At 68.8% G+C, this 22,800-nt stretch carries 22 protein-coding genes; 11 read left to right on the forward strand and 11 right to left on the reverse strand.

What is annotated here, in order from left to right:
- Positions 1 to 152 precede the first annotated feature (152 nt).
- From OHA10_RS17430 to OHA10_RS17440, 3 genes are all read right to left on the reverse strand, one after another.
- Positions 153 to 974 (reverse strand): CAP domain-containing protein, encoded by an 822-nt coding sequence (locus tag OHA10_RS17430; protein ID WP_371407258.1) that lies wholly within the window; start codon positions 972 to 974, stop codon positions 153 to 155.
- An 81-nt stretch (positions 975 to 1,055) separates the two neighbouring features.
- The gene (locus tag OHA10_RS17435) at positions 1,056 to 1,721 is read right to left on the reverse strand and encodes a GNAT family N-acetyltransferase (protein WP_134105359.1); all 666 of its coding nucleotides are present in this window, start codon (positions 1,719 to 1,721) and stop codon (positions 1,056 to 1,058) included.
- A 135-nt stretch (positions 1,722 to 1,856) separates the two neighbouring features.
- Positions 1,857 to 2,987, reverse strand: coding sequence for a GNAT family N-acetyltransferase (locus tag OHA10_RS17440; protein ID WP_371407259.1), 1,131 nt, complete (start codon positions 2,985 to 2,987; stop codon positions 1,857 to 1,859).
- A 115-nt stretch (positions 2,988 to 3,102) separates the two neighbouring features.
- On the opposite strand from OHA10_RS17440, the gene OHA10_RS17445 reads away from it, so the two are divergent.
- Entirely contained in the window at positions 3,103 to 3,915 is an 813-nt protein-coding gene (locus OHA10_RS17445) for a DeoR/GlpR family DNA-binding transcription regulator (RefSeq protein ID WP_371407260.1), read from the forward strand.
- Here OHA10_RS17445 and galK read toward each other — a convergent pair.
- Positions 3,912 to 5,042, reverse strand: coding sequence for a galactokinase (gene galK, locus OHA10_RS17450; protein ID WP_371407261.1), 1,131 nt, complete (start codon positions 5,040 to 5,042; stop codon positions 3,912 to 3,914). The two genes, OHA10_RS17445 and galK, sit on opposite strands and share 4 nt — an antisense overlap.
- Entirely contained in the window at positions 5,039 to 6,085 is a 1,047-nt protein-coding gene (galT, locus tag OHA10_RS17455; RefSeq protein WP_371407262.1) for a galactose-1-phosphate uridylyltransferase, read from the reverse strand. The genes galK and galT overlap by 4 nt, the downstream gene beginning before the upstream one ends.
- Positions 6,086 to 6,252: 167 nt before the next feature.
- On the opposite strand from galT, the gene OHA10_RS17460 reads away from it, so the two are divergent.
- Positions 6,253 to 7,578, forward strand: a complete 1,326-nt coding sequence (locus tag OHA10_RS17460; RefSeq protein ID WP_371407263.1) for a hemolysin family protein — start codon at positions 6,253 to 6,255, stop codon at positions 7,576 to 7,578.
- Here OHA10_RS17460 and OHA10_RS17465 read toward each other — a convergent pair.
- Both OHA10_RS17465 and OHA10_RS17470 read right to left on the reverse strand, forming a co-directional pair.
- The gene (locus OHA10_RS17465) at positions 7,526 to 8,779 is read right to left on the reverse strand and encodes an MFS transporter (RefSeq protein ID WP_371407264.1); all 1,254 of its coding nucleotides are present in this window, start codon (positions 8,777 to 8,779) and stop codon (positions 7,526 to 7,528) included. The genes OHA10_RS17460 and OHA10_RS17465 overlap by 53 nt on opposite strands.
- A 4-nt stretch (positions 8,780 to 8,783) precedes the next feature.
- The gene (locus OHA10_RS17470; protein WP_371407265.1) at positions 8,784 to 9,374 is read right to left on the reverse strand and encodes a helix-turn-helix domain-containing protein; all 591 of its coding nucleotides are present in this window, start codon (positions 9,372 to 9,374) and stop codon (positions 8,784 to 8,786) included.
- A 92-nt stretch (positions 9,375 to 9,466) separates the two neighbouring features.
- Between OHA10_RS17470 and OHA10_RS17475 the strand changes: the two genes are divergently transcribed.
- Positions 9,467 to 11,071 carry an MFS transporter gene (locus tag OHA10_RS17475; protein WP_371407266.1) on the forward strand — a complete coding sequence of 535 codons (1,605 nt, stop codon included), beginning with the start codon at positions 9,467 to 9,469 and terminating at the stop codon, positions 11,069 to 11,071.
- Here OHA10_RS17475 and OHA10_RS17480 read toward each other — a convergent pair whose 3' ends face one another.
- Positions 11,072 to 11,914 (reverse strand): alpha/beta fold hydrolase, encoded by an 843-nt coding sequence (locus tag OHA10_RS17480; RefSeq protein ID WP_371407267.1) that lies wholly within the window; start codon positions 11,912 to 11,914, stop codon positions 11,072 to 11,074.
- A 96-nt stretch (positions 11,915 to 12,010) separates the two neighbouring features.
- Here OHA10_RS17480 and OHA10_RS17485 point away from each other — a divergent pair, with 96 nt between their 5' ends.
- On the forward strand, positions 12,011 to 12,394 hold the full coding sequence (locus OHA10_RS17485) for a YciI family protein (RefSeq protein ID WP_371407268.1): 384 nt from the start codon (positions 12,011 to 12,013) through the stop codon (positions 12,392 to 12,394).
- Between the two features lie 402 nt (positions 12,395 to 12,796).
- Here OHA10_RS17485 and OHA10_RS17490 read toward each other — a convergent pair whose 3' ends face one another.
- Positions 12,797 to 13,837, reverse strand: a complete 1,041-nt coding sequence (locus tag OHA10_RS17490) for an N-acetylglucosamine kinase (RefSeq protein ID WP_371407269.1) — start codon at positions 13,835 to 13,837, stop codon at positions 12,797 to 12,799.
- A gap of 255 nt (positions 13,838 to 14,092) precedes the next feature.
- Here OHA10_RS17490 and OHA10_RS17495 point away from each other — a divergent pair, with 255 nt between their 5' ends.
- From OHA10_RS17495 to OHA10_RS17525, 7 genes are all read left to right on the forward strand, one after another.
- Positions 14,093 to 14,842: a sugar isomerase domain-containing protein gene (locus OHA10_RS17495; RefSeq protein WP_371407270.1), complete on the forward strand. Its 750-nt coding sequence runs from the start codon at positions 14,093 to 14,095 to the stop codon at positions 14,840 to 14,842.
- A 60-nt stretch (positions 14,843 to 14,902) separates the two neighbouring features.
- Positions 14,903 to 16,246 (forward strand): N-acetylglucosamine/diacetylchitobiose ABC transporter substrate-binding protein, encoded by a 1,344-nt coding sequence (gene ngcE / locus OHA10_RS17500; protein WP_371407271.1) that lies wholly within the window; start codon positions 14,903 to 14,905, stop codon positions 16,244 to 16,246.
- A gap of 51 nt (positions 16,247 to 16,297) precedes the next feature.
- Positions 16,298 to 17,299: an iron-siderophore ABC transporter substrate-binding protein gene (locus OHA10_RS17505; RefSeq protein WP_371407272.1), complete on the forward strand. Its 1,002-nt coding sequence runs from the start codon at positions 16,298 to 16,300 to the stop codon at positions 17,297 to 17,299.
- A 54-nt stretch (positions 17,300 to 17,353) separates the two neighbouring features.
- Positions 17,354 to 17,755 carry a hypothetical protein gene (locus OHA10_RS17510; RefSeq protein ID WP_371407273.1) on the forward strand — a complete coding sequence of 134 codons (402 nt, stop codon included), beginning with the start codon at positions 17,354 to 17,356 and terminating at the stop codon, positions 17,753 to 17,755.
- Positions 17,756 to 17,840: 85 nt separating this feature from the next.
- Complete coding sequence (gene trpS, locus OHA10_RS17515; RefSeq protein ID WP_371407274.1) at positions 17,841 to 18,911, forward strand: tryptophan--tRNA ligase; 1,071 nt, start codon at positions 17,841 to 17,843, stop codon at positions 18,909 to 18,911.
- Between the two features lie 126 nt (positions 18,912 to 19,037).
- Positions 19,038 to 19,553, forward strand: coding sequence for a 2'-5' RNA ligase family protein (locus OHA10_RS17520; protein WP_371407275.1), 516 nt, complete (start codon positions 19,038 to 19,040; stop codon positions 19,551 to 19,553).
- Between the two features lie 29 nt (positions 19,554 to 19,582).
- Positions 19,583 to 20,620, forward strand: coding sequence for a YihY/virulence factor BrkB family protein (locus OHA10_RS17525; RefSeq protein WP_371407276.1), 1,038 nt, complete (start codon positions 19,583 to 19,585; stop codon positions 20,618 to 20,620).
- On the opposite strand, the gene OHA10_RS17530 is transcribed toward OHA10_RS17525, so the two are convergent.
- Both OHA10_RS17530 and OHA10_RS17535 read right to left on the reverse strand, forming a co-directional pair.
- Positions 20,617 to 21,744: a D-alanyl-D-alanine carboxypeptidase family protein gene (locus OHA10_RS17530; RefSeq protein ID WP_371407277.1), complete on the reverse strand. Its 1,128-nt coding sequence runs from the start codon at positions 21,742 to 21,744 to the stop codon at positions 20,617 to 20,619. The two genes, OHA10_RS17525 and OHA10_RS17530, sit on opposite strands and share 4 nt — an antisense overlap.
- A 58-nt stretch (positions 21,745 to 21,802) precedes the next feature.
- Positions 21,803 to 22,747 carry a zinc metalloprotease gene (locus tag OHA10_RS17535; protein WP_371407278.1) on the reverse strand — a complete coding sequence of 315 codons (945 nt, stop codon included), beginning with the start codon at positions 22,745 to 22,747 and terminating at the stop codon, positions 21,803 to 21,805.
- Positions 22,748 to 22,800: the final 53 nt, after the last annotated feature.

The raw sequence follows: 22,800 nt of genomic DNA on the forward strand, positions 1-22,800 counted from the left end.
CGTCGTTCCCCGTGGTCCAGCCAGGTCCCCCCTGGTTACCGAACAGGAACCTTAACGGACGCGCGAGGTCATCGTTACAGGTCCGCGACGCCTCTTAACGATTCCCGAAGGTTCTCCGGGCAACGATTAACGAACAGGTTCTGAACCGCCGGTCATCCGCCGAAGTCCTGCACCCAGCTTCCGTTGCCCCAGTCCGGCTTCACCTGGCCGCTGTCGTACCCGATCCCGATCATCGTGTAGCTGCAGTTGAGGATGTTCGCGCGGTGGCCGGGGCTGTTCATCCAGCCGGTCACGACCGCCGACGGGCTCGAGTAGCCGACGGCAATGTTCTCGGCCATCGCACCGCCCTTGAATCCGGCCGCCTTCATCCGGTCGAACGGGCTGCGGCCGTCCAGGCTGTCGTGCGCGAAGTAGTGCTCGTCGACCATGTCGGACGCGTGCGCCTGGGCAGCCTTGGTCAGCGCGCTGTTCGTCCGCAGCGGTCCGCAGCCGGCCTTGGCGCGCTCCTGGTTGGTCAGGGCAAGCACCTGTGCCGCGGATCCGCCGCTGGGCTTGGTAGTTGCCGTCGGCTTCGGTGTCGCGGTGTGGCTCGGCGTCGGCTTGGACGTCGTCCGGGTGGGCCTCGGAGTCGGCGTACGCGTGCTGTCCCGGCTCGGCGCCGTGGTCGACCGGGTCGGCTTCGGCGTCGGGGTCTTCGTGGTGGCGCGCGTCGGCGTAGGTGTCGGCGTAGGTGTCGGCGTCGTACGGCGGGGTGTGTACGACGACGGCGTCGTCGGACGGCTCGGCGTCGCCTTGGGAGCGTCGTCGCCGGCAGGCGCGACGGACGTGATCGGGTTCTCCTGGCTCGTCGGTTTACTACTGCCGGTCTGACGTACGACGAACCACCCGACGCCGATCAGCAGGACCAGAGCAGACAGCGACGCGATGAGAGGACCGGCCACGCCGCTACCGAGTGACCGTTTGTGGTTCGTCATGGTGAGCACCCTTGCCCAGGCGTGCGTTTACCGACCCACTCGAGGGTCGCCCTTGACAAACCTTTGACTATCGCAGTCGTTTCAAACGGTTGAGCGGGCGATGACGATGTCTGCGATGACCTTCCAGCCCAGACTCCGGTACAGGCGCAGGCCGTCGATCGACGCGATCAGGATGCCGCGTTTGGCGCCCTTCGCCGCGGCCGCCTCGACCAGCGATGCCATCACCGCACTGCCGAGTCCGCGTCGTCGGTGCGCCGGGTCGGTCTCGATCCGGTCCGCGACCGCGTCCTCACCGACGACCGCCATCCGCCCGCTCGACACCACTCCGCCGTGCAGGGTGGCGCGGGTGATGATCAGGTCGTCCTCGAGTTCGGTGTGCAGCGCATATCGCTCGTGCAGCTTCAACGCCGGCTGCTCCGAGAGCTGGATCGTCATCAGCCAGTCCTGGTCCTGCTGGACCTCGAGGCCGAGGTCCTCCAGCTGCTCGATCCGGGCTTCCTTGTCATCGGTGGCCAGGGTGATCCAGCCCGCGCCGCGCCCGCCGCCGTCGGCCGAGGCCAGCTGGGCGGCACGCTCCACACGTTCCGGTTTGTCGTCGGCATCCAGTACGACGTATTCCGTCGGCCGGCTCTCCTCACCCGCGCGGACGATCAAGATGCCGTCGTTGTCGTCCTCCACTGTGGTCCAGCCCCGCGAGACGGACCACCCGGCCTGCCAGCGGCGGACGAGCTCCTCACGATCTCTCACCAGTCGATTCAAGCAGCCCGCAACCGTCACGGCGAGGGGAACTGGTGTCGCTTGACACCAACTGGCCGTAAATTTCCGCCTGCAGGCTGTCACCACTACCGCTCAACCGCCCGCCGCGCAACCCCTCACAGCCGGTCAGCGACCGGCGTACTCGTCCGCGAGCAGGTCGAAGATCAGGTCGTCGTCGTAGCTGCCGTCCCGGCGCGGGATGGCCGAGCGCTCGGTGCCGACATGGGTGAATCCGTTGGCCTCGGCAACGTGCGCCGAGGCGCTGTTGCCCACGGCAGCCTTCAGTACCAGCCGGCGCCGCCCCAGACCGCCTTCCGCGACAGGCTTGAACGCGTGCGGGATCAGCAGCTCGACCGCGGTCGTCATCACCTTGCGGCCACGCGCGTCCGGGTGCATCCAGTACCCGATCTCGCCCACGGTCGCGTCCAGCCGGTTGTTCAGATTGAAGACGCTGACGTTCCCGAGCAGTTGGTCGCCGGCGAGATCGGCGATCGCCCAGGCGACGCCTTCACCACCGGCCATCATGTGCGGCCGGGTCTTGATGAATCCCTCGGCGTCCTCCAGCCGGTACGGCGACGGCATGCCGGACAGCCACTGCTGCGTCCGCTCGTCGCTGCACGCCTCCTGGACCCGTTGCGCGTCCGACTCCCGCAGCCCGCGCAGCCGGATGCTGCCACCCTCGAGCACCTGCGCGTTCCACCAGTTGCCCTGTGGCTCGAGGTCGTCGTCGCGGCCGACCGATGCGACCCACTCGTCCTTGCGTACGCCGCGGGCGCGTCCGCCGCCCGGGATCGTCACCAGCCCGCGGAACCCGGCCTTCCAAGCGACCCGGCGGCTCGCGTAGTTCCCGACGAAGGCGCGCCAGATCACCCGGTCCCAGCCGAGGCCGTCGAACGCGTACCGCACGGCGAGCTTCAGCGCCCGCGTCATCACCCCGTTGCCGCGGACCTCCGGCGACACCGCGAACCCGACCTCACCGACCCCGCCCTCACCGTCACCGAGGTCGATCGTCCCGGCATAGCGGCCGTCGTACTCGATCGCCCATCCCCACATCGTGTTCGTGCGCCAGCCGTTCGGGATCACGTCGGTCAGGAAGTTGACCGCGTGTTCGTGCTGGTAGGGGACCGGGATCGTGGTCCACTCCTGCATCACCGGGTCCTGGCACATCCGGTAGGCGGGCTCGACGTCGTCGACGGTGTGGGCGCGCAGGGTCACCGCGCCGTCGGTCAGAACCGGGACGTCCTCGGGGAATCGCATACCTCAGGGTGACGTGCTGCCACCGGCCGGGCAACGCATTTGAACGAGCGGAGCGAGTTCATCATCAGGCACTCCTTTCCTGACACGGAGAGCAATCGAGATTAGGCTGTGAGCTGTGAACGCAGCCGGAGCAGAGCCGCCACGCGGCCGGGGTGGGCAGCTGGCCGCTCAGCGACAGGCCACGATCGTTGCCGAGGTCAACAGTCGCGGCGCGATCACCGTGGCCGAGCTGGTCGATCGGTTCGGTGTCTCGGACATGACGATCCGGCGCGACCTCGACGCGCTGGACTCCAGCGGCCTGCTGCACAAGGTGCACGGCGGTGCGACGTCGGTCGGCCTGCGCAGTGCGCACGAGCCGGGCTTCGACGCCAAGCTGACGCAGGAGTCCGCGGCCAAGCAGGCGATCGCGGCCGAGGCGGCCACGAGGGTCCAGCCGGACAGTGCGATCGGCATCGGCGCCGGTACGACGACGTACGCGCTGGCTCGTCAGTTGCTCCGGGTGGAGAACCTCACCGTCGTGACGAACTCGGCGCGGATCGCCGACGTGTTCCACGGCAACGCGCGTTCGGACCGCACGGTCGTACTGATCGGCGGCATCCGTACGCCGTCGGACGCGCTGGTCGGGCCGATCGCGACCGCGGCGCTGGCGTCGTTGCATCTCGACCTGTTGTTCCTCGGCGCGCACGGTGTCGACGCCGAGCACGGGTTGAGCACGCCGAACCTGATGGAGGCCGAGACCAACCGATCGTTCATCGCCGCCAGCCGCGAGATCGTCGTGGTCGCGGACCACACCAAGTGGGGCACCGTCGGCCTGAGCACGTTCGCGACCTGGTCGGACCTCGACGTCATCGTCACCGACAACGGCCTGTCGACCGCCGCCCGCAAGGCCATGCGCGACACGGGATGTGACCTCGTCATCGCCTCCTAGCTGAGGCGGGACGCGCCGGCTGACGGGGTCGCGGCGAGTGCGCTGGGCGTGCTGAAACCGTGCTCCGCAAAGGCTTTCTCGATCGCGGCGAGCACCGACTCGGCCGCATCCGCCTCGACCAGCGCGATGATGCAGCCGCCGAAACCGCCGCCGGTCATCCGCGCGCCGAGCGCACCGGCCTCGAGCGCGGTGTCGACCGCGACGTCGAGCTCCGGCACGGTGATCTCGAAGTCGTCGCGCAGCGAGACGTGCGATGCGGTGAACAGCGGGCCGACCTCGCGCAGCTTGCCGGCATGCATCAACGCGACCGCGTCCTCGACCCGGCGGATCTCGGTCACCACGTGCCGCACGCGACGCCGTACGACGTCGTCCGACAACCGCGCCAGCGCATCGTCGAGGTCCTCGAAGGCGATCGACCGCAGAGCCGGTACGCCGAGCTCGGCCGCTGCCTGCTCGCAGCTCTTGCGACGGGCGGCGTACTCGCCGTCGACGTGGCGGTGCGGTGCCTTCACGTCGACGACCAGCAAGGCGAGGTCGTCGGCCGCCGGGTTGAACGGGATCTGCTCGGTGGACATCGCGCGGATGTCGAAGTACAGCGCGTGGCCCTGGGTGCAGCACATCGAGGCCATCTGGTCCATCAGCCCGACCGGGGCGCCGACGTACTTGTTCTCGGCCTTCTGGGCCAGCCGGGCGACCTCGGCGGGGTCGACGTCTACGTCGCGCAGACCGAGCAGGGCGACCAGCGTGGCGCAGAGCAGCGCTGCCGATGAGGACAGGCCGGCGCCGGAAGGGATGTCGGACTCGAACCGCAGGTTCGCGCCGCCGATCGGGTAGCCGGACTCGCGCAGGATCCAGGCCGCGCCGGCCGGGTACGCGGCCCAGTCGCCGACCGACCCCGGAGCGAGCTCGTCGATCGCGAACTCGGTGACGCCTCTGTGTCCGGCCGATGCGACCGCGATCCGGCCGTCGTCGCGCTTCGAGGCGGTGACGACGATCCGGTTCGGCAGGGCGATCGGCAGCACGAGACCGTCGTTGTAGTCGGTGTGCTCGCCGATCAGGTTGACCCGTCCCGGCGCGCGCCAGCTGCCGTCCGGCGTCGTACCGAAGACACTTTCAAAAGAGCTCACGAACCGACCTTCCGCAGAGTCTCGGCCACATCCTCGGGCCGCGTGTCGCTGATGAACGCGCCCATGCCCGACTCCGAGCCGGCCAGGTACTTGATCTTGTCCTTCGCCCGCCGGATCGACAACACCTCCAGGTGCAGGTAGCCGAGCTCGCGGTCGATCCGCACCGGGGCCTGGTGCCAGGCCGCGATGTAGGGCAGCGGTTCGCCGTACAGACCGTCGAGACGCTGCAGTACGTCGAGGTACAGCTCGGCGAAGTCGTCGCGCTCGCCGACCGACAGCTCGTCGATGCCGAACACCTGGCGGTGCGGGTACAGATGCACCTCGACCGGCCAGCGGGCCGCCTCGGGGACGAACGCGGTCCAGTTGCCGTTCTCGGCGACGACCCGCGTGCCTTCCTTGCGCTCGGCCGCCAGGATGTCGGCGAACAAGTTGCTGCCAGCAACTTCCTGGTGTTCGCGGGCGCGCGCCATCAGCGTCCGCATCCGCGGCGGAACGTACGGGTACGCGTAGATCTGGCCGTGCGGGTGGCTGAGCGTGACGCCGATCTCACGGCCGCGGTTCTCGAACGGGAAGACCAGTTCGACGTCGTCGCGGGCGCCCAGCTCGGCGGTCCGGTCGGCCCACGCGTCGACGACCAGCCGGGCCTGGCCCTGGGACAGGTCGGTGAACGACTTGTTGTGGTCGCTGGTGAAGCAGACCACCTCGGTCCGGCCCGGGCCGGCGAACGACGGGAACCGGTTCTCGAACACGGCGACGTTGTAGTCGTGGTCCGGGATCTCGGTCGGCTTGCCCGGCCGGCTCGCGTCCAGCGGGCACTCGTCGGCCGGCGGCAGGTAGGTCCGGGTGTTGCGGTGGGTCGCGTAGGTGATCACGTCGCCGGTCAGCGGGTCGGTGCGCAGGTCGACCTGCGGCTGGGGGGCGGGCAGGCCGCGGGTGTCCTCGAGCGGTACCCGCACCGGCGCGTCGGCCGGGTCGTAGTAGATCAGCTCGCGTCCGTCCGACAGTTTGGTGTCGGTACGGCGTACGCCGCGCGGTGTTTTCATCGTGTGACCCTCCCGGCCGTACGACGCGTCCGGCCAGGAATCATCGTAAACCAACAAACTCGAACAAGCACGGTAGCCTGGGCGGCCGCTAGTCTTGGTAGATGGACGACTACGCCCAACGCCCGCCCTCTCGTGGTCTGACGAGAGGGCGCTAGGAAATCCCACCCATGAACGCCACCCTGCTGCTGAACATCGTTCTGATTCTGGTCTTCGTGCTGATCGGCGGAGTCTTCGCCGCCGCCGAAATGGCCCTCGTGTCTCTGCGGGAGAGCCAGCTGAAGGCCCTCTCGCACCGCGGCCGGCGCGGCGAGATCGTCGCCAAGGTCGCCGCCAACCCGAACCGGTTCCTGTCCGCCGTCCAGATCGGCGTGACCCTGATGGGCTTCCTGTCCGCCGCCTTCGGTGGCGCGACGCTGGCCGACAGCCTCTCGCCGCAACTGCAGAAGCTCGGGCTGCCTGAGGGGCTGGCCGACACGGTTGCCCTGGTGCTGATCACGATCGCGATCTCGTACGTGTCGATCGTCATCGGCGAGCTCGCCGCCAAGCGGCTCGCGCTCCAGCGGGCCGAGACGTTCGCGCTCGGTCTCGCGCCGCTGGTCGACAGGATCGCGTCCGGCGCGCGGCCGGTGATCTGGCTGCTGTCGAAGTCGACCGACCTGGTGGTCCGCGGGCTCGGCGGTGACCCGAACGCGAACCGCGAGGTGATGACCGACGAGGAGCTCCGCGACCTGGTCTCGGCGCACGAGTCGCTCGGCGAGGAGGAGCGCAAGATCGTCGACGACGTCTTCGAGGCCGGCAGCCGGCAGTTGCGCGAGGTGATGCTGCCGCGGACCGAGGTGGACTTCGTCGACGGTGAGATGCCGGCGTACAAGGCGGTCAAGTTCGCCGCCGAGCGGCCGCACTCGCGGTACCCGGTGATGAACGGCTCGGCCGACGACATCGTCGGTTTCGTCCACGTCCGCGACCTGTTCGACCCGGCGGTCGCGTCTCGTTCGGTGCGGGTCGGCGACCTGGCCCGCGACGTGCTCATGCTGCCGGACACCGCGAAGCTGCTGCCGACGCTGACCGAGATGCGCCGCCGCAGTACGCACATCGCGATCGTCCTCGACGAGTACGGCGGTACGGCGGGCATCGTCACGATGGAGGACCTGGTCGAGGAGCTGATCGGCGACATCAAGGACGAGTACGACGTGGAGGCGGCCGAGACCACCCGACTGGGTGGCGGCGACATCGTCGTCGACGGCCTGCTGAACCTCGACGACTTCGCCGACGCCACCACGATCGAGCTGCCCGACGGCCCCTACGAGACCGTCGGCGGGTTCCTCGCCGCCCAGCTCGGGAAGGTCCCGTCGACCGGTGACGAGGTCCAGCTCGACTCCTACACCATGACGGTGACCGAGATGGACGGCCGCCGGGTCGCCCGGGTCCGCCTGCACCGGATCAAACCGGAAGAGTCTCCGACCGAGGCGCCAGCACCCGCTGCCGAGCAATAACCACCAGCCCGCCGACGACGTACCCGAGGCCCTGGAAGACGAGGACGGGGATGATGCCGACGGCGTCGCCGAGGAAGCCGGCCGCGGTGATGCCGATCAGCACCGCGACACTCTCGGCGGCGCCGACCGCGCCGTAGATACGGCCGCGGGTGCCGTCGACGGTGAGGTTCTGGAACACCGTCATCATCCCGGCGATCGTGAGCGCGCCGGGCAGCCCGACGACGATCATGCAGACGAATGCGGGGATCACGCTGTCCGACGCCAACGGGTAGAGGAACAGCGTGATGTCGATGAGCCCGAAGGCCAGCGCGCCGATGCCCCACAGCCGGGCCGCCGGCCAGCGCGAGCCGATCGCGGCGGCGACCAGACCGCCGACGATCCCGCCGACCGCTTGGGACGAGACGATCAGGCCGTACACCTGTCCGTCGCCGCCGATCTGGGAGCTGACGAACGGCGCGAACAGCGTGCTCATGATGCCCTCGCCGACCCCGGTGACCAGGCAGAACACGAAGAACAGCCGGATCGCCGGACCCGCGACGCACAACCGCAGCCCTTCGGTCCACTCTTCTTTCAACCGCCTGATCGCACCACCGGCGGTCTGCTCCGGGTTCTCCGGGCGGACGTGGCGGTGCCGCATCCGTGCGACCAGTACGACAGCGATCAGGAACGTCGCGGCATCCCCGAGCGCGAGCAGCGTGAGCCCACCGGCGGCCGCGAGGACACCGCCGAGCGCCGCGCCGATCAGCCGGGCGAGATCGCGGATCTGGCTGTTCAGCGCGTTCGCCGTGACGAGTTGCTCGTCGTGCACCAGCACCGGGACCAGCGATTGCTCGGCCGGCTGGAAGAACTGCTGCAAACAGCTCTGCGCCAGTACGACGCCGTACACGATCCAGATCGTGCTCGCGTCGTGGACGGCGATCAGCGGCAACAGCACCACCGCGTTGAGGACGTTCGTCACGATCATCGTGGTCCGCTGGTTCCAGCGGTCGACGAAGACGCCGGCCAGTGAGCCGAGGACGACGGCGGGCAGGAACGACGCCAGCAACAGGCCACCGCTCGCCAATGTGGAGCCGGTCAGTACGTACACCTGGAACGCGAGCCCGGTCCGCAGCAGCCAGTCGCCGATCAGCGAGATCAGGCCCGCGCTCAACATCAAGCGGTAGTCGCGCTGCCCGGCGAGGACGCCCCACAAGTCCTTCATCTACCTACTCCTCGGGCGAGATCGTGACGATCTGGGTGAATGAGACGTGCCGGCTGCCCGGCGGGCGGGTGGACTTGTCGTCGATCGGCCGCTCGTCGATCCAGCGCTGCAGCAACGCGTCGACCTGCCCGACGAGCTCGGTCAGCTCCTCGGCGGTCAGGTAGAACCCGCTCTGCCCGATACCCGAGCTGTCCCGCCAGACGGCGTCCTCGGAGGTGCGTTGCTGCTGCCACTGGCTCAACCGCTCGAGCGCCCGCTCGGCCAGCAACTGCTCGAGTACGTCGGCCGCTGCAGCGCCCTCCGGAGTCGCGGCCGCATCCCGCCACGACTGCGACGTCGACACCAACCGCCACGGCCGCTCCCGGTTGTCCTTCCCCGGAGCCGGCTCGACGAAGTCGTACTTCGCCAACTGCCGCAGGTGGTGCGACGCCAGCGCCTGACTGATCCCGAGTCGGCGCGCCGCGTCGGCCGCGGTCATCGGGCCCTCCCGCCCGAGCAACGACTGTAGGTCCAGCCGGACCGGATGCGCCATCGCCCGGATCGCCAACGGATCGTCGAGCAACCGGGAGCGCCGCGGATCCTTCTCCAAAGACATGCTTGGAATATGCACCGAGGTGAATCCGATGTCAAGCCATTGCTTGGAATGCGCCTGGAATGTGCTTGGGATCCGCGGTCGTACGATGCGGCATGACCGTTGCAGCATCGTCGCCGTCGTCTGCCTGGGCACCGCTGCGGCGGCCGGTGTTCCGTGCACTCTGGCTGGCGCAGCTCGGATCGAATGTCGGCACCTGGATGCAGTCCGTCGGCGCGCAGTGGACCGTCGTCCATCAGCCCAACGCGGCGGCGCTGGCGTCGATCGTGCAGGCCGCGAGCCTGCTGCCGGTGCTGTTCGTGTCGCTGCCCGCGGGCGTGCTCGCCGACGTACTCGATCGTCGCCGCCTGATCGCGATGGCGACGTTGGCGATGGCGATCGTGGCCGGCGGGCTGGCGATCCTGAGCGCTGACGGCTTGCTGACCCCGACCGCGCTGATCGCGATCACCTTCGTCCTCGGTGCCTGCCAGGCCCTGACCAGCCCGGCCTGGCAGGCGATCCAGCCGGAGTTGGTACCGCGCGAGGAGCTGCCGGAGGCCGCGGCGCTCAACAGCCTCAACGTGAACATCGCCCGGGCGATCGGGCCCGCGCTGGCCGGATTCCTCCTCGGCCTGAGCAGTCCGGCCGTCGTGTTCGCCGTCAACGCCGTGTCGTACCTCGCCATCCTGGTCGCACTTCTGCGCTGGCACCGGACGACCGCGGTCGCCGCGGCCGGCGAGCCGATGCTGCCCGCACTGCGAGCCGGTCTGCGGTACGTCGCGTACGCGCCCGGCGTACGACGGATCCTGCTGCGCGCGATGCTGTTCGTCCTCCCGGCGTCCGCGTTGTGGGGTCTACTGCCCGTGGCCGCGGTCCATCGCCTGGGTCTCGGCTCTACCGGGTACGGCGTACTGCTCGCCGCGCTCGGGCTGGGAGCTGTCGGGGGTGCTGTGCTGCTCAAACCGATCCGGACCACGATCGGCCGCAACACGCTGCTCGGCGGCGCGACCGTTGCCTACGCCATCGGCGTACTGGCCGTCGCTTTGTTGCACAACGCAACGGTCGTCGCGCTGATCCTGATCCTCGCCGGCGCCGGCTGGCTCGGTGCGTTGTCAACGCTCAACACCACGCTCCAGTTGGCGTTGCCGGGCTGGGTTCGTGCGCGGGCGTTGGCTGTTTATCTGATGGTGTTCCTCGGCGGTCAGGGTGTCGGCGCACTGATCTGGGGTCTGCTCGCCGCCGCGCTGGGCGCCGCGACCACGCTGCTCGTCGCGGGGGTCCTGCTGCTGATCGGTGCCGCCTCGTTGGCAATCTTCCCGTTGCACGAACGGACCGGCCACCTGGACCGCACGGTGGTCCAGCCGTGGCCCGACCCGGAGATCGGGATCCTGACCGAGGAGGAGCCGGAGATCGATCCGCGGTCAGGTCCGGTGCTGGTCGAGGTCTCGTACCACGTGCCGTCGGAGAACGCAGAGCAGTTCCGGACAGTGCTGGCCCGGGTCGGCCTCTCCCGGCAGCGAACCGGCGCGCGGCGATGGGCGGCGTACCGCGATGTGAGCACGCCGGACCTCTACGTCGAGGTGTTCGAGGTGGCGAGCTGGTCCGAGCACCTGCGTCAGCACAACGAGCGCATCACCGGGCAGGACGCGGATCTGTACCGGCAGGCTGCCGACCTGGCGCTCGAACTGCCCCGCGCTCGGCACCTGCTGTCGGCGGGCTGATCAGCCGGTCTGCTCGCGGATCCATTCCAGGGCGGGCTCGGCGTGGCTGAGGACCGAGATATGGCCGAGGCCTTCGTAGATCTCGAGCTCGGCATTCGGCAGGTTGTTCTCCAGCCACTTGCCGTGTGAGCACGGGATGATGCCGTCGGCAGTGCCGTGGATGAGCAGGGTCGGAGCGGCGATCGTCGTCGGGTCGCAGCCCCAGTCCATGACATAGGAGCAGTCGTCGTCGATCACGCCGTCGGGGCCGTTCGGTGTGGCGTTGCTGCCGGCGACAGAGCCGAGCCAGCCCCACGGTCCGTCGAACATCGCGATGTCGCTCGCGGTGAACTCCGGGTCGTACTCGACGCCGGATGTCTCGTGCCGCACCTTCGCATCCCGCCCGGCGGCCGCCGCGTGGAGCGAGGCGAGACCGGACGAGACCATGCCGTCGTACCAGTCGAGACCTTTGGCGTCGTACGGCGCGATCGCGGCGAACGTGGCGACCGCCTCGACGCGCTCGCCCAGGATCGCCGCCGAGGCGAGCGCGAACGAGCCGCCGCCGGAGTACCCCATCAGCGCGAACGTGCCGATCCCGAGCGTGTCCAGAACCGTGGTCAGATCCGCCGCCACCGACGACATCGTCCGGCCCGGCGCGGCGGTCGACCCGCCGTACCCGGGCCGGTCGAACGAGATCCACCGGATACCGAGCCACTCACCCGCCTCGGACAGCGGCTCCGGTGGGACCCCGAGGTTCGGCGTGCCGTGGTGCCAGACGACCGCGAGTCGTGCGTCGTCGCCCGGCGCGCTGTCGTACCCGTGCAGGATCCGCCCGTCGGCGAGGCGGAAGTCGATCTCGTCCATGCCGTTCACGATAAATGCGCGAAATGTCGAGTGCTCCCGATCGTGTCCGACCTCTGCTGCGAAGATCCCCTTCAGATTCCGAAAGGATGCCCGATCATGAAGTACCTGCTCCTGATCCACAGCAACCCGATCACCTGGGGCCACCCGTCGTTCCTCAACACCGAGAAGGGCAAGAAGCTCCCGAAGAAGGCCCGCGACGCCCTGACCGACCAACTCAACAATCTCCTGACCGAGATCGACGAGTCCGGCGAACTCATCACCGCGGTACCGCTCGACCCACCGGCGAAAACCCGGGTGGTCCGGGTCCGCGAAGGCGTCCGCGCGACGACCGACGGCCCGTACTCCGAGGCAAAGGAGCAGCTGGCCGGCGTGTTCCTCATCGACGTCAAGAGCCCCGAACGAGCCGAGGAGATCGCGGCGACGATCCCGGAGGCCGAGTTCGTGGCGGTGGAGGTCCGCCCGGTCTCCGTCTTCGACTGACGTACTACGCTCAGCCGGCTGTGGCGGTATTCCGCTCACCTCACCCGCCGCGGCGGGTGAGGTGAGCGCGCCGGGAGTCGCGCACGCTCGCCCCTCGGCATCCCGCAGCGGCCTATGTCCAGGCACCGGCCGGTCCCGACGCCAGTTCGCCAACCCGCTCGCATCTCCGCCGCGGCTGCCTCGATCCCTACCCGCAATCGAGCCGCCATGGCAGGACAGCTGCAACGGCATGCCGGAGGGCTGGTGTTTCGTCCATCACGTCGATACCCCCAAGCATCCAAGACCCATCAGATGGGTTCACCCACCCCGTTGTGGGTTCCCGCCCCGGACTACCGGCGGGGAAGGCACCACAAGATGGGGTAACCCATCGGGCAGGGGCGAGGGGTGGGGGCGAGGGCGGGGCTAGCTGCTGACCAGGCGGTGGTGGTTTTCGTGGGTGGCCAGGGCGGGGTCGAGGGCGCCGAGGGCCAGCCAGGTGGCGCCGCCGACCCCGTCTCGCGCGGTGAGGACCTCGCCGGCGAAGTGCTGCCGGATGAGTTGGCCGACGGGGGACGACTCGCCGGCGACGCTGCCGGCGAGCACCATCGGGCCGCTGTCGGACGGGGTCTTCAGGCGGGCGACTGTCTCTGTGAGCAACTCGGCTGCGCGTTTGACCAGTGCGCGAGCGGTTTCGTCGTCCTGTGCGTACGCCGCGATCACGGCCGGCGCCAACTCGGCGAGCATGACCGGTGGCCGGCTGTTGACTGTTCTGACCAGATCGTCACGCAAAGCGTCGTATCCTTCACGCTGTGCAGTCGAATGCGGGTCCCGATCGGGCAGGACTGTCTCCACGACGGTCTGCTCGAGCAGCCCAAGGGGCTCACGAAGATCCAGAGCTTGCAAGACACTGCGCACAGCCTCGCGGCCGAGCCAGAAGCCGGATCCCTCGTCGCCGAGCAGCCAGCCGTGTCCGCCGACGGTCCGTACGAGCTGGTGGTCGCGGACCAGACCGACGTTGCTGCCGGTGCCTGCGATCAGCACGATCCCGCTCGGCTGCGGCGTACCTGACGCAAAGGCGACCTCGAGATCGCCGATGTAGTCGGGGGCCACGGTGAGCCCGGCGCCGGTCCACGCGGCGTCGAACCGGGCTGCCACATCCGGCCGCCCGAGCGCGGAGCCGCCGGCCATGCCGACCACGGCGGATTTGACCTCGGATGCGTCCAGACCGGCGAGGGCGGCGTGAAGAGCCTGACCGAAGTTGGCCGCAGCGCTGACGGGATGGCTGGTCGGGTTTCCGCCCGCGGCGGCACCGCGACCGACTACGTTGCCCTGGGAGTCGGCGATCACGATCCGGGTGGAGGTGCCGCCCAGATCGCCGCCTAGGACCAGCGGTCCGGCCGGGATCTGGACTGCTCGGTCGACAGCTGGGGCGGACGGGTCCGGCAGGGGACGTTCGACCGACATACGCAATGCTCCAAACTGCTCAAAGAGCCTATTTACAAGCACAAGGGAACAAGGTCACGCAACGGTCCCGATCCGCGGACATCACCCGCAAGATGATGGGCCTTGACTTTAACTGCCAGTTGAGAAAAGTTCTGTCCAGCAAACCGCAAACTTGCGCACTTGTCGGCACCAGGAGTGTCGCTGCGAGCAGATTAGTCGAGGGGTGGGCCGCTGATGGCCAGCAGTAAGCACGGGGGATCAGGCGAGACGAGCGGCGTGAGTGCGCAGTCTTACGTGAACACCCTGACTCCGATCCTGGCCGCCGTGACCGAGCAGATCGACGGCCCGATCCAGCAGGGCGCCGACCTGATGACCGAGTCGCTGCGGGCCGACGGGGTGATCCAGGCGTTCGGCTCGGGGCACTCCGAGGCGCTCGCGATGGAGATCGCCGGTCGCGCCGGCGGGCTGATCGCGACCAACCGGATCGCGTTGCGCGACCTCGTCCTGCTCGGCGGTGAGCCGCCGGAGCTGCTTCGCAGCGCGGAGCTCGAGCGCGACCCGAAGTACTCGCGCAAGCTCTACGAACTGTCGGCGGCGCGGCCGGGCGACGTGTTCGTGATCGCGTCGAACTCCGGGGTGAACGGCTCGATCGTCGAGCTCGCGAGCGTCGCGAAGGAGCACGGGCACCCGCTGATCGCGATCACTTCGATGCAGCACACCAGCGGCATGGACTCCCGGCACCCGTCCGGTAAGAAGCTGATCGACTTCGCCGACGTGGTGCTCGACAACCACGCGCCGTACGGCGACTCCGTGCTCGACCTGCCCGATGGCGGCGGCAAGGTCTGCGCGGTCTCGTCGATCACGGCCGCTCTGATCGCGCAGATGCTGGTCGCCGAGGTGCTCCGCCGGATGACCGAGGCCGGCGAGACCCCGCCGGTCTACCTGTCCGCGAACATCCCGGGCGGCGACGAGCACAACCATGCGCTCGAGGCGAAGTACGCCGGCCGCATCCGCCGCACCGCCTGAAGCCGTGGAGTCCTGAAGCCCTGAAGCACCGGAGTCACCCTGAAGTAATAGCCTGCCGAGATGCTGAAACGGCGGACGTTGCTCCAGGGAGCGCTGGCCGGCGCGGTCCTGAGCGGATGCTCATCGGCCCCGCCGGCCCGGACCGTCTCCCCGCAGAACCCGTTCGACGTCGACGCGAACGCTCCTCTCGACGTCGTGACCAGCGAGGAGTATGGCGGATTCGCCGCGGCGGCGTACCGGAAGAAGTATGCGAGCGCCGTCGTCACACCCAAGACAACGCCGCAGCTGTCGGACGCCCTGCTGCCGCGGTTCGCCGCCGGCAATCCGCCTGACGTCGTGCTCAGCACCGGCGACCAGGAACTCGAGCTCGGCCGGCTGGTGAAGGACGGTCAACTCACCGACCTGCAGCAGTTGCTGGACGCGCCGTCGTGGGACAACCAGGCCGCGAAGGTCAAGGACCAACTGCTCTCGGAGCTGCTCGACATCGGCCGGTACGACGGCACGCAGCGCACCCTCAACTACGTCGCAACCGTCTACGGGCTGTGGTATTCGGCCAGCCTCTTCCAGACCAACGGCTGGGACGTCCCGCACACCTGGCCGGATTTGCTTGCCCTCGGCACCGATATGAAGGCGGCCGGTCTCGGCCCGTTCATCTACGCCGGCGCCCACCCGTACTACGTCCTCGAGCTGGTGCTCACACTGGCCGCCAAGACCGGCGGTGCGGACGTGCTGAAGCGGATCGACAACCTCGACGACGGCGCCTGGAAGGACGAGAGCGTCACCCGGGCGATCGCCGCGGTGGGCGAGCTGACCAAGCGCGGCCTGATCGCCGCCGGGAGCGCGCAGTACGACCACATCGGCTCGCAGAAGCGCTTCCTGGCCTCGAAGGCCGGGATGCTGCCGTGCGGGAACTGGCTCGAGAACGAGATGAAGGGCCTGATCCCGGAGCGGTTCGGGCTGACGATGTTCGCCGTACCGCCGCTGGATGCCTCGCCGGCGCTCGCGAGCGGGCTGCATGTCGCCGCGACCGCGCCGTTCCTGGTGCCGGAGAAGGCGAAGAACAAGGCCGGCGGGCTCGAATACCTGCGCGCACTGCTCTCCCAGGACGTCGCGGCGCAGGTCAGCTCGGAGTCCAACCAGCTCACGATCGTCCGCGGCGCGGCCGACGGCCTGGAGACGGGTACGGCGCTCCGCTCGGCCCGCGACCTGCTGACGGCGGCCGGTGATCAGGTCGTCACCTGGTACTTCGACAGCTGGTACCCCGACTTCGCGAACGCGGCCGCCGCGGCCACCGGACAGTTCCTGGCCGGCGGGCTGCAGCAGTCCGAGTGGACCGCCCGGATCCAGTCAGCCGCGGACAAGGTCAAGCAGGACAACGCGGTGACGAAGTACCACCGGGACTGAGATCTGAGTTAGGTTAGGGCAACCTAACTAAAACTCAAGGTGAGGTCCGCCATGCGCCCGCTCGTGCTGCTGACTGTGTTGCTCCTGGCCCTGACCGGCTGTGGAGCCGATGACAAGCCGGAAGCCGCAAGCTCGGCCGGCGGCGGCGCGTTCCCGGTCACGATCAAGAACAAGTACGGCGACACGGTGGTCAAGCAGGCCCCGAAGCGAGTCGTCACGGTCGGGCTGGTGGAGCAGGACGCGCTGCTGGCGCTGGGCGTCGTACCGGTCGCGACGACCGAGTGGTTCGGCGAGAAGCCGGGCGCGCTGTTCCCGTGGGCGGAGGCCAAGCTCGGGGACGGCGCCGTACCGCAGGTGCTGAGCGACAAGGACGGGATCCAGTTCGAGAAGATCGCCGCGCTGCAGCCGGATCTGATCATCGGCCTGTACTCCGGGATCACGGCGGACGACTACAAGAAGCTGAGCGCGATCGCGCCGACCGTGGCGCAGCCGGCCGGGGTGCCGGACTACGGGGTGTCGTGGCAGGTCGTGGCGCGGACGGTCGGCCAGGCGGTGGGCAAGCCGTCGGAGGCCGATGCGATGGTCAACGGGATCGAGAAGCGGTTCGCGGACGTGCGGGCGCAGCATCCCGAGTTCAAGGGCAAGACCGCCTTGATGGCCACGCCGTACGAGGGGTACTTCGTCTATGGGTCGCAGGACCCGCGGTCGCGGCTGCTGACCGACTTCGGGTTCTCGCTGCCGAGCGGGCTGGACGCCGCGATCGGGGACAAGTTCGGCGGCAACATCAGCGCCGAGCGGGTCTCGATGCTCGACCAGCAGGTCCTGGTCTGGTTCCCGAACAAGGGCGGTACGGCGGAGCTGAAGGCGGACCCGCTCTACAAGAACCTCCAGGTCAGGACCGAGGGCCGGGACGTGTTCATCGAGGAGAACTACGACGACCAGCTGTACGGCGCGACCAGTTTCGTCTCCGTACTCAGCCTGCCGATCGTCCTGGACGAGCTGGTTCCGAAGCTCGCGGCCGCGGTCGACGGCAACCCGGCGACGAACGGGTAATTGCTATCGCCGTCGGGCGCTGCTCGCCGTACTCTCTTGCTGAGGAGTGGCGACATGGCATGGCTCGGTGCAGCGGTTCTGTTCTTGATGCTCTGCGCCCTGCTCAGCCTGCTCCTCCCGAGCCCGCCGCCGGCCCGCTGGCGGCGCCGGTTGCAGCGTCTGACCGCGCAGGCACACGGCCGCTTCCGTCGGCGTCCGGTCCCGCTGCCGGATCCGTTCGACACGCTCCGGCTGCAGACCAGGCTGGGGACGTTGTCGACCAAGATCCGCCGGGTGGAGTCCACGCCCCACGTCTATGCGAAGGCCCACCGCCTGATGGCGCTCGAGGCGGCGTACGACGACCTGCTGGACGAGGCGTGCCGCCTGGCCGGCGTACCCGACCCGGACGCCAAACAGCCCGAAGAGAAACGCTGGCAGGAAGAACAGGAACTCGCCTCCCGCGGCTGGAGCTGGTGACCCGGCACTCATAGTGCTGGACATATGACCAGGACAGACCCGCCCGGGTGATGACTGCACCAGGGACGCTGGCAGAATCGGGCGTATGTCCCAAGCTGCGTCTGACCCCTCCGCAGCCGGTTCCCAGCGGCGCCCTCGGGTGCTTTCCGGGATCCAGCCGACGGCGGACTCCTTCCACTTCGGCAACTACCTCGGCGCGGTGCGGCAGTGGGTGGCCCTCCAGGACGACCACGAGGCGTTCTACTGCGTCGTCGACCTGCACGCGATCACCGTGGAGTACGAGCCGAAGGCGCTCCGCGAGCGCACCCGGCGGTCGGCCGCGCAGCTGCTAGCGGCCGGGATCGACCCGGAGCGGTCCACGCTGTTCGTCCAGTCGCACGTGCCCGAGCACGCCCAGCTGGCCTGGGTGCTCGGCTGTCTGACCGGGTTCGGCGAGGCCAGCCGGATGACGCAGTTCAAGGACAAGTCCGCCAAGGGCGGCGCCGACCGGGCCACCGTCGGCCTGTTCACGTACCCGATCCTGCAGGCCGCGGACATCTTGATCTACCAGGCCGACCGCGTCCCGGTCGGTGAGGACCAGCGCCAGCACCTCGAGCTGACCCGCGACCTCGCCCAGCGGTTCAACCACCGCTTCGGCAAGACCTTCCGGCTGCCCGAGCCGTACATCGTCAAGGAGACCGCGAAGATCTCCGACCTGCAGGACCCGGCCGCGAAGATGAGCAAGTCCAGCTCGTCGCCGGCCGGCATCATCGACCTGCTCGACGACCCGAAGGTCAGCGCGAAGAAGATCCGGTCCGCGGTCACCGACTCCGGCCGCGACGTGATCTTCGACCAGGAGAACAAGCCCGGTGTCGCCAACCTGCTGACGATCTACTCCGCACTGACCGGCCGCAAGATCAGCGAGCTCGAGGACGAGTACGCCGGTCGCGGGTACGGCGACTTCAAGAAGGACCTGGCCGAGGTCGTGGTCGAGTTCGTCACGCCGTTCCGGGAGAAGACGCTCGGCTACCTGGACGACAAGGCGCAGCTGGACGCGATCCTGGCCGCCGGCGCCGAGCGGGCCCGCGCGGTGACCGAGCCGACCCTGGCCCGGGTCTACGACCGGCTCGGGTTCGTCCCCGGCCCGGCGCCGTACGGTCCGGGATCGGGCCGGTAGGCCGGGGATGACTGTACTGATGCCGCGACTCCGTCGCGGCGCGTCATGGGGCTGTCGCTCCCGGTCTTCCCTCGTCGCTCTGGTCGCTTCGCTCCCGCCGCTCCTCAGTCCAGACCGGGAGGCCCCATGACGACGACGATCGGTGTCGCGATCCCGATCGCGGAGCCGTACGGCTCGGAGCTGCAGAAGTTCCGGGCCGATTTCGGTGATCCGATGGCCGCGTCGATCCCGACCCACGTCACGCTGCTGCCGCCGACCGAGATCGAGGCGACCGACCTGGACGTGATCGACGAGCATCTGCTGGCGGTCGCGGCCCGGTTCCCCCGGTTCCGGATCCGGCTGCGCGGTACGGCGACGTTCCGGCCGATCTCGCCGGTCGTCTTCGTGCCGCTGGCCGAGGGCATCTCGTCGTGCGAGGTACTGCAGTCGCAGGTGCGGTCCGGCCCGCTCCAGGTCGACCTGCGGTTCCCGTACCACCCGCATGTTACGGTCGCGCACGACCTCGACAAGGACGCCCTCGACCGCGCGTACGACGCCCTGTCGGAGTACGACTGCGCCTTCGACGTCGAGTACTTCAGCCGTTACGAACACGGCGCCGACGGCGTGTGGCGACCACAGCGGTCCTTCCCCCTGGCAGGCTGAGCCCCGCACTCTTCGGGTACAGGAGTCTCATGGGGACGATCAAGCGCGTCTGGGCGCGATTCAGCCAGACACAGCTGTGGCGGGCGTGGAAGCGGTACGGCGACCAGCGCGGCAACCGCCTGGCCGGTGCGACCAGCTTCTTCGGTTTCCTGTCGTTGTTTCCGTTGATCGTGCTGGCCGCGGCGATCATCGGGCCGTTGCTCGGTGACGACGCGATCGAGACGCTGAAGAAGTCCCTGGAGCAGAACCTGCCGGGGGTCGGCAACAACATCGACATCGACGCGCTGATCGCCCACGCCGGCACGATCGGGCTGATCTCCGGTATCGGTCTGCTGCTCACGGGCCTGGGCTGGATCGATGCCATGCGCGCGTCGATCCGGCTGATGCACGAGCTCGACGACCAGCCGGGGAACGCGGTCCAGCAGAAGCTCGCCGACCTCGGCGCGCTGGTCGGTCTCGGTCTGATGGGTCTGATCGCGACCGGCGCCTCGTCCGTCCTGACCGGATTGTCCCGGCGGATCGTCGACGCGAGCAACATGGACGGGACCTGGCTGGCGACCTGGGGTCTGCAGCTGATCAGCATCGTCGTCGGCATCGGCGCCGGAGCGCTGCTGTTCGGCTACCTGATGACGGCCCTGCCGCGGATCGCGATGCCGCCGAAGGTTCTGCTGATCGCGGCGCTCGCCGGCGGCATCGTGTTCTACCTGGCGCAGCGGCTCGGGAACCTCTACGTCAGCCACGTGATCGGCGCGAACGCGGCGTACGGCGCTCTGGCGTTGCCGCTCGCGCTGCTGGTCTGGATCTACCTGATGACCCGGGTGATCATGCTGATCGCGGCGTGGACGAAGGAGGCGACCGTCGTGCCGGAGGTCGAGTCGGCGCCTGAGGAGGTCGTCGAGGAGCCTGAGCCCTTGCTGCTAGGGCCGCCGGGTAAGCGGTACAAGGTGGTTCCGATCCCGGAGCGCAAGGCGGACACGGTCGCGGTCGCGGCCGGTGCGGTGCTGGGGGCGACGCTCACCACGCTGGCCGTCCAGGCTGTGCGGGCTGCCCGTTCCGTCCGTCGTTAGTGACGGCGCCGGCGGAGGGTGCGCGGGCGGCGCAGGAAGAGGCCGAGTAGCAGTACGGGCGGTCCGGCGTACGCCCAGACGGGGACTCGGAACGCGAGGGACTGCATGGCCTGGCCGGGGCTGAGGACGGTGCGGCTGCGGGCCGGGCGCGCCGTACCGGCGGCCGGCTTGTCGGCGGGTTTGCCCTGCGACGTCGTCTTCGGCGGGGCCTCCTCCTTCACCAGCGTGCCGACCGGCTTGAGCTTGCTGTAGTTGGTGAACGTCCAGGTCAGCAGGTTGCTGGCGTCCTCGGTGATGCCGTGCGGGGCGTTCATCATCGTCACGACCAGCGTGTGGCCGTTGCGGCGGGCGGCGCCGACGAACGTGTTGCGGGCCAGGGTGGTGTAACCGGTCTTGACGCCGAGCGCGCCGTCGTAGTTGAACAGCAGTTTGTTCTGGTTCGCGACCTGGTACGTGCCCTTGTTGCCGGCGTTCGGGAAGTTCGTGTACTTCGTCGACGCGTACTTCGCGAAGTCCTCGCGGGCCAGCCCGGCCTGCGCGAACAGGGCCAGGTCGTAGGCGCTGGAGTACTGCCCGTCGGCGTCCAGGCCGGTCGGGTCGGTCACGTGGGTGTCGAGCGCGCCGATCTCCTTGGCCTTCGCGTTCATCCGCTGGACGGTCGCGGGGATGCCGCCCTGGTCGTGCGCGCAGAGCGCGTGGACGGCGTCGTTCCCGGAGGCCAGGAACATGCCCTGGAAGAGCAGGTCGACGGTGTAGTGCAGGCCGGGGTACACACCGACCTTGCTGCCGATGATCCCGGCGTCGGCGTCCGAGCCGATCACGGGATCGGTCTTCTTGAGCCGGGGCAGCAGGACCAGCGCGGTCAGGGTCTTGAGTGTGCTGGCCGGGCGGAGCTTGGCGTGCGGTGCCTTGGCCGCCAGCACCTGACCGGTGTCCAGGTCGGCCACGACGTACGCCGACGCCTGCACAGCCGGCGGTGCCGCCCCGTCGGCGACGACCGTCGGCTTCGCGGTCAGCAGGTCGCCGCCGACCGGGCCTTGTGAGCCCTGGCCGGCGGCGGTAGCTGTCAGAGGGCCGGCGACCACCAGTGCGGTGGTCGCGCAGGCCGTCAGAAGCAAACGCATCGCGGGCACTCTAGTTGCCCGGCGGTGCAGATGTCACAGTCGGGTCTCATACCTGCCATCAGGCACGGTAGGCAGTCCACATGTTGCTCATCCGGGTTGACTGGCCCGGCGTGAACTGGTTGTAGCAGGAGTCGTACGAGTAATCCATGTAGTTGTGGATCGGGTCCAGACCGGGCAGTGAGCAGGAGTCCCGGCCGGTCGGGCAGCCGCTGGAGGCGCTGCTCTGGGCCGGCGTGTCGGACACCGAGTCGTTCGTGCTCGTGCAGCCGCCCTGGAACGTGTGGTAGAGCCCGAACCAGTGTCCGGCCTCGTGGGACGCGGTCTTGCCGAGGTTGTAGTTGGTCGCCGAGCCGCCGGGCAGCGAGCTGTACTGGACCCGGATGCCGTCGATCGACGGGTTGCTCGCGTAGTCCCACGGGAAGGTAGCGATCCCGAGGTACGAGAAGTCGACCAGCCAGATGTTCAGGGCGTTCTTACCACCCTTGCGCGTTTGTGAGCGGTACTGGGTGCTCTGCCGGTCGTTGTGCCACTGGTTGTTCTTGAAGCGGTCGGTGCCGGCCAGGTAGAACGTGAAGCCGGTGTTCGCCGCCTGCGACGACTCCTGACCCGCGTAGTCCTGGTTCAACTCGGCGATCTGCTGGTTGATCTGGGTCGCGGTCACATCACCGGCGCCGGAGGTGCTGAGCATCACGTGCACGTAGACCGGCACGCTCGCCGCAGCCAGCTTGCCGGCCGTGGGCGCGAGTCCACGGGCCTGCTTGGCCTTCAGGATCGCCGCCGTCTTGGCGTCGATCGCCTTCTGCTCCGCCACCGACAGCTCCCGGTGGTCAGCACCGAAGCCACCACGCGCGGCGGCTCCGTCTTCCGGGGTGAAACACGCCGGGTTCCCGGTCTGATTGACAGGCAACTGAGCGGTCGCCTGCCCTCCGAGTGGGCTGAACGCAAGCGCCGTACCGGCCAGCAGGACGGCCAGGGCGCGCGGACGGGTAACGAAAGATCGCATAGCGGTCCTCCAGAATCGGGCCGCTTGGGCGGTGCGGCCGAATCCGGCGATTT

The organism is Kribbella sp. NBC_00662, from assembly GCF_041430295.1.
In the GTDB taxonomy this organism is placed as follows: Bacteria; Actinomycetota; Actinomycetes; order Propionibacteriales; family Kribbellaceae; genus Kribbella.

What these genes read in the sequence shown, in the direction of transcription:
- OHA10_RS17430 (WP_371407258.1), bottom strand. Translation starts at nt 974, where the DNA reads ATGACGAACCACAAACGGTCACTCGGTAGCGGCGTGGCCGGTCCTCTC.
- OHA10_RS17440 (WP_371407259.1), bottom strand. Translation starts at nt 2,987, where the DNA reads ATGCGATTCCCCGAGGACGTCCCGGTTCTGACCGACGGCGCGGTGACC.
- galT (WP_371407262.1), bottom strand. Translation starts at nt 6,085, where the DNA reads ATGAAAACACCGCGCGGCGTACGCCGTACCGACACCAAACTGTCGGAC.
- OHA10_RS17460 (WP_371407263.1), top strand. Translation starts at nt 6,253, where the DNA reads ATGAACGCCACCCTGCTGCTGAACATCGTTCTGATTCTGGTCTTCGTG.
- OHA10_RS17465 (WP_371407264.1), bottom strand. Translation starts at nt 8,779, where the DNA reads ATGAAGGACTTGTGGGGCGTCCTCGCCGGGCAGCGCGACTACCGCTTG.
- OHA10_RS17470 (WP_371407265.1), bottom strand. Translation starts at nt 9,374, where the DNA reads ATGTCTTTGGAGAAGGATCCGCGGCGCTCCCGGTTGCTCGACGATCCG.
- OHA10_RS17475 (WP_371407266.1), top strand. Translation starts at nt 9,467, where the DNA reads ATGACCGTTGCAGCATCGTCGCCGTCGTCTGCCTGGGCACCGCTGCGG.
- OHA10_RS17480 (WP_371407267.1), bottom strand. Translation starts at nt 11,914, where the DNA reads ATGGACGAGATCGACTTCCGCCTCGCCGACGGGCGGATCCTGCACGGG.
- OHA10_RS17485 (WP_371407268.1), top strand. Translation starts at nt 12,011, where the DNA reads ATGAAGTACCTGCTCCTGATCCACAGCAACCCGATCACCTGGGGCCAC.
- OHA10_RS17490 (WP_371407269.1), bottom strand. Translation starts at nt 13,837, where the DNA reads ATGTCGGTCGAACGTCCCCTGCCGGACCCGTCCGCCCCAGCTGTCGAC.
- ngcE (WP_371407271.1), top strand. Translation starts at nt 14,903, where the DNA reads ATGCTGAAACGGCGGACGTTGCTCCAGGGAGCGCTGGCCGGCGCGGTC.
- OHA10_RS17505 (WP_371407272.1), top strand. Translation starts at nt 16,298, where the DNA reads ATGCGCCCGCTCGTGCTGCTGACTGTGTTGCTCCTGGCCCTGACCGGC.
- OHA10_RS17510 (WP_371407273.1), top strand. Translation starts at nt 17,354, where the DNA reads ATGGCATGGCTCGGTGCAGCGGTTCTGTTCTTGATGCTCTGCGCCCTG.
- trpS (WP_371407274.1), top strand. Translation starts at nt 17,841, where the DNA reads ATGTCCCAAGCTGCGTCTGACCCCTCCGCAGCCGGTTCCCAGCGGCGC.
- OHA10_RS17520 (WP_371407275.1), top strand. Translation starts at nt 19,038, where the DNA reads ATGACGACGACGATCGGTGTCGCGATCCCGATCGCGGAGCCGTACGGC.
- OHA10_RS17525 (WP_371407276.1), top strand. Translation starts at nt 19,583, where the DNA reads ATGGGGACGATCAAGCGCGTCTGGGCGCGATTCAGCCAGACACAGCTG.
- OHA10_RS17530 (WP_371407277.1), bottom strand. Translation starts at nt 21,744, where the DNA reads ATGCGTTTGCTTCTGACGGCCTGCGCGACCACCGCACTGGTGGTCGCC.
- OHA10_RS17535 (WP_371407278.1), bottom strand. Translation starts at nt 22,747, where the DNA reads ATGCGATCTTTCGTTACCCGTCCGCGCGCCCTGGCCGTCCTGCTGGCC.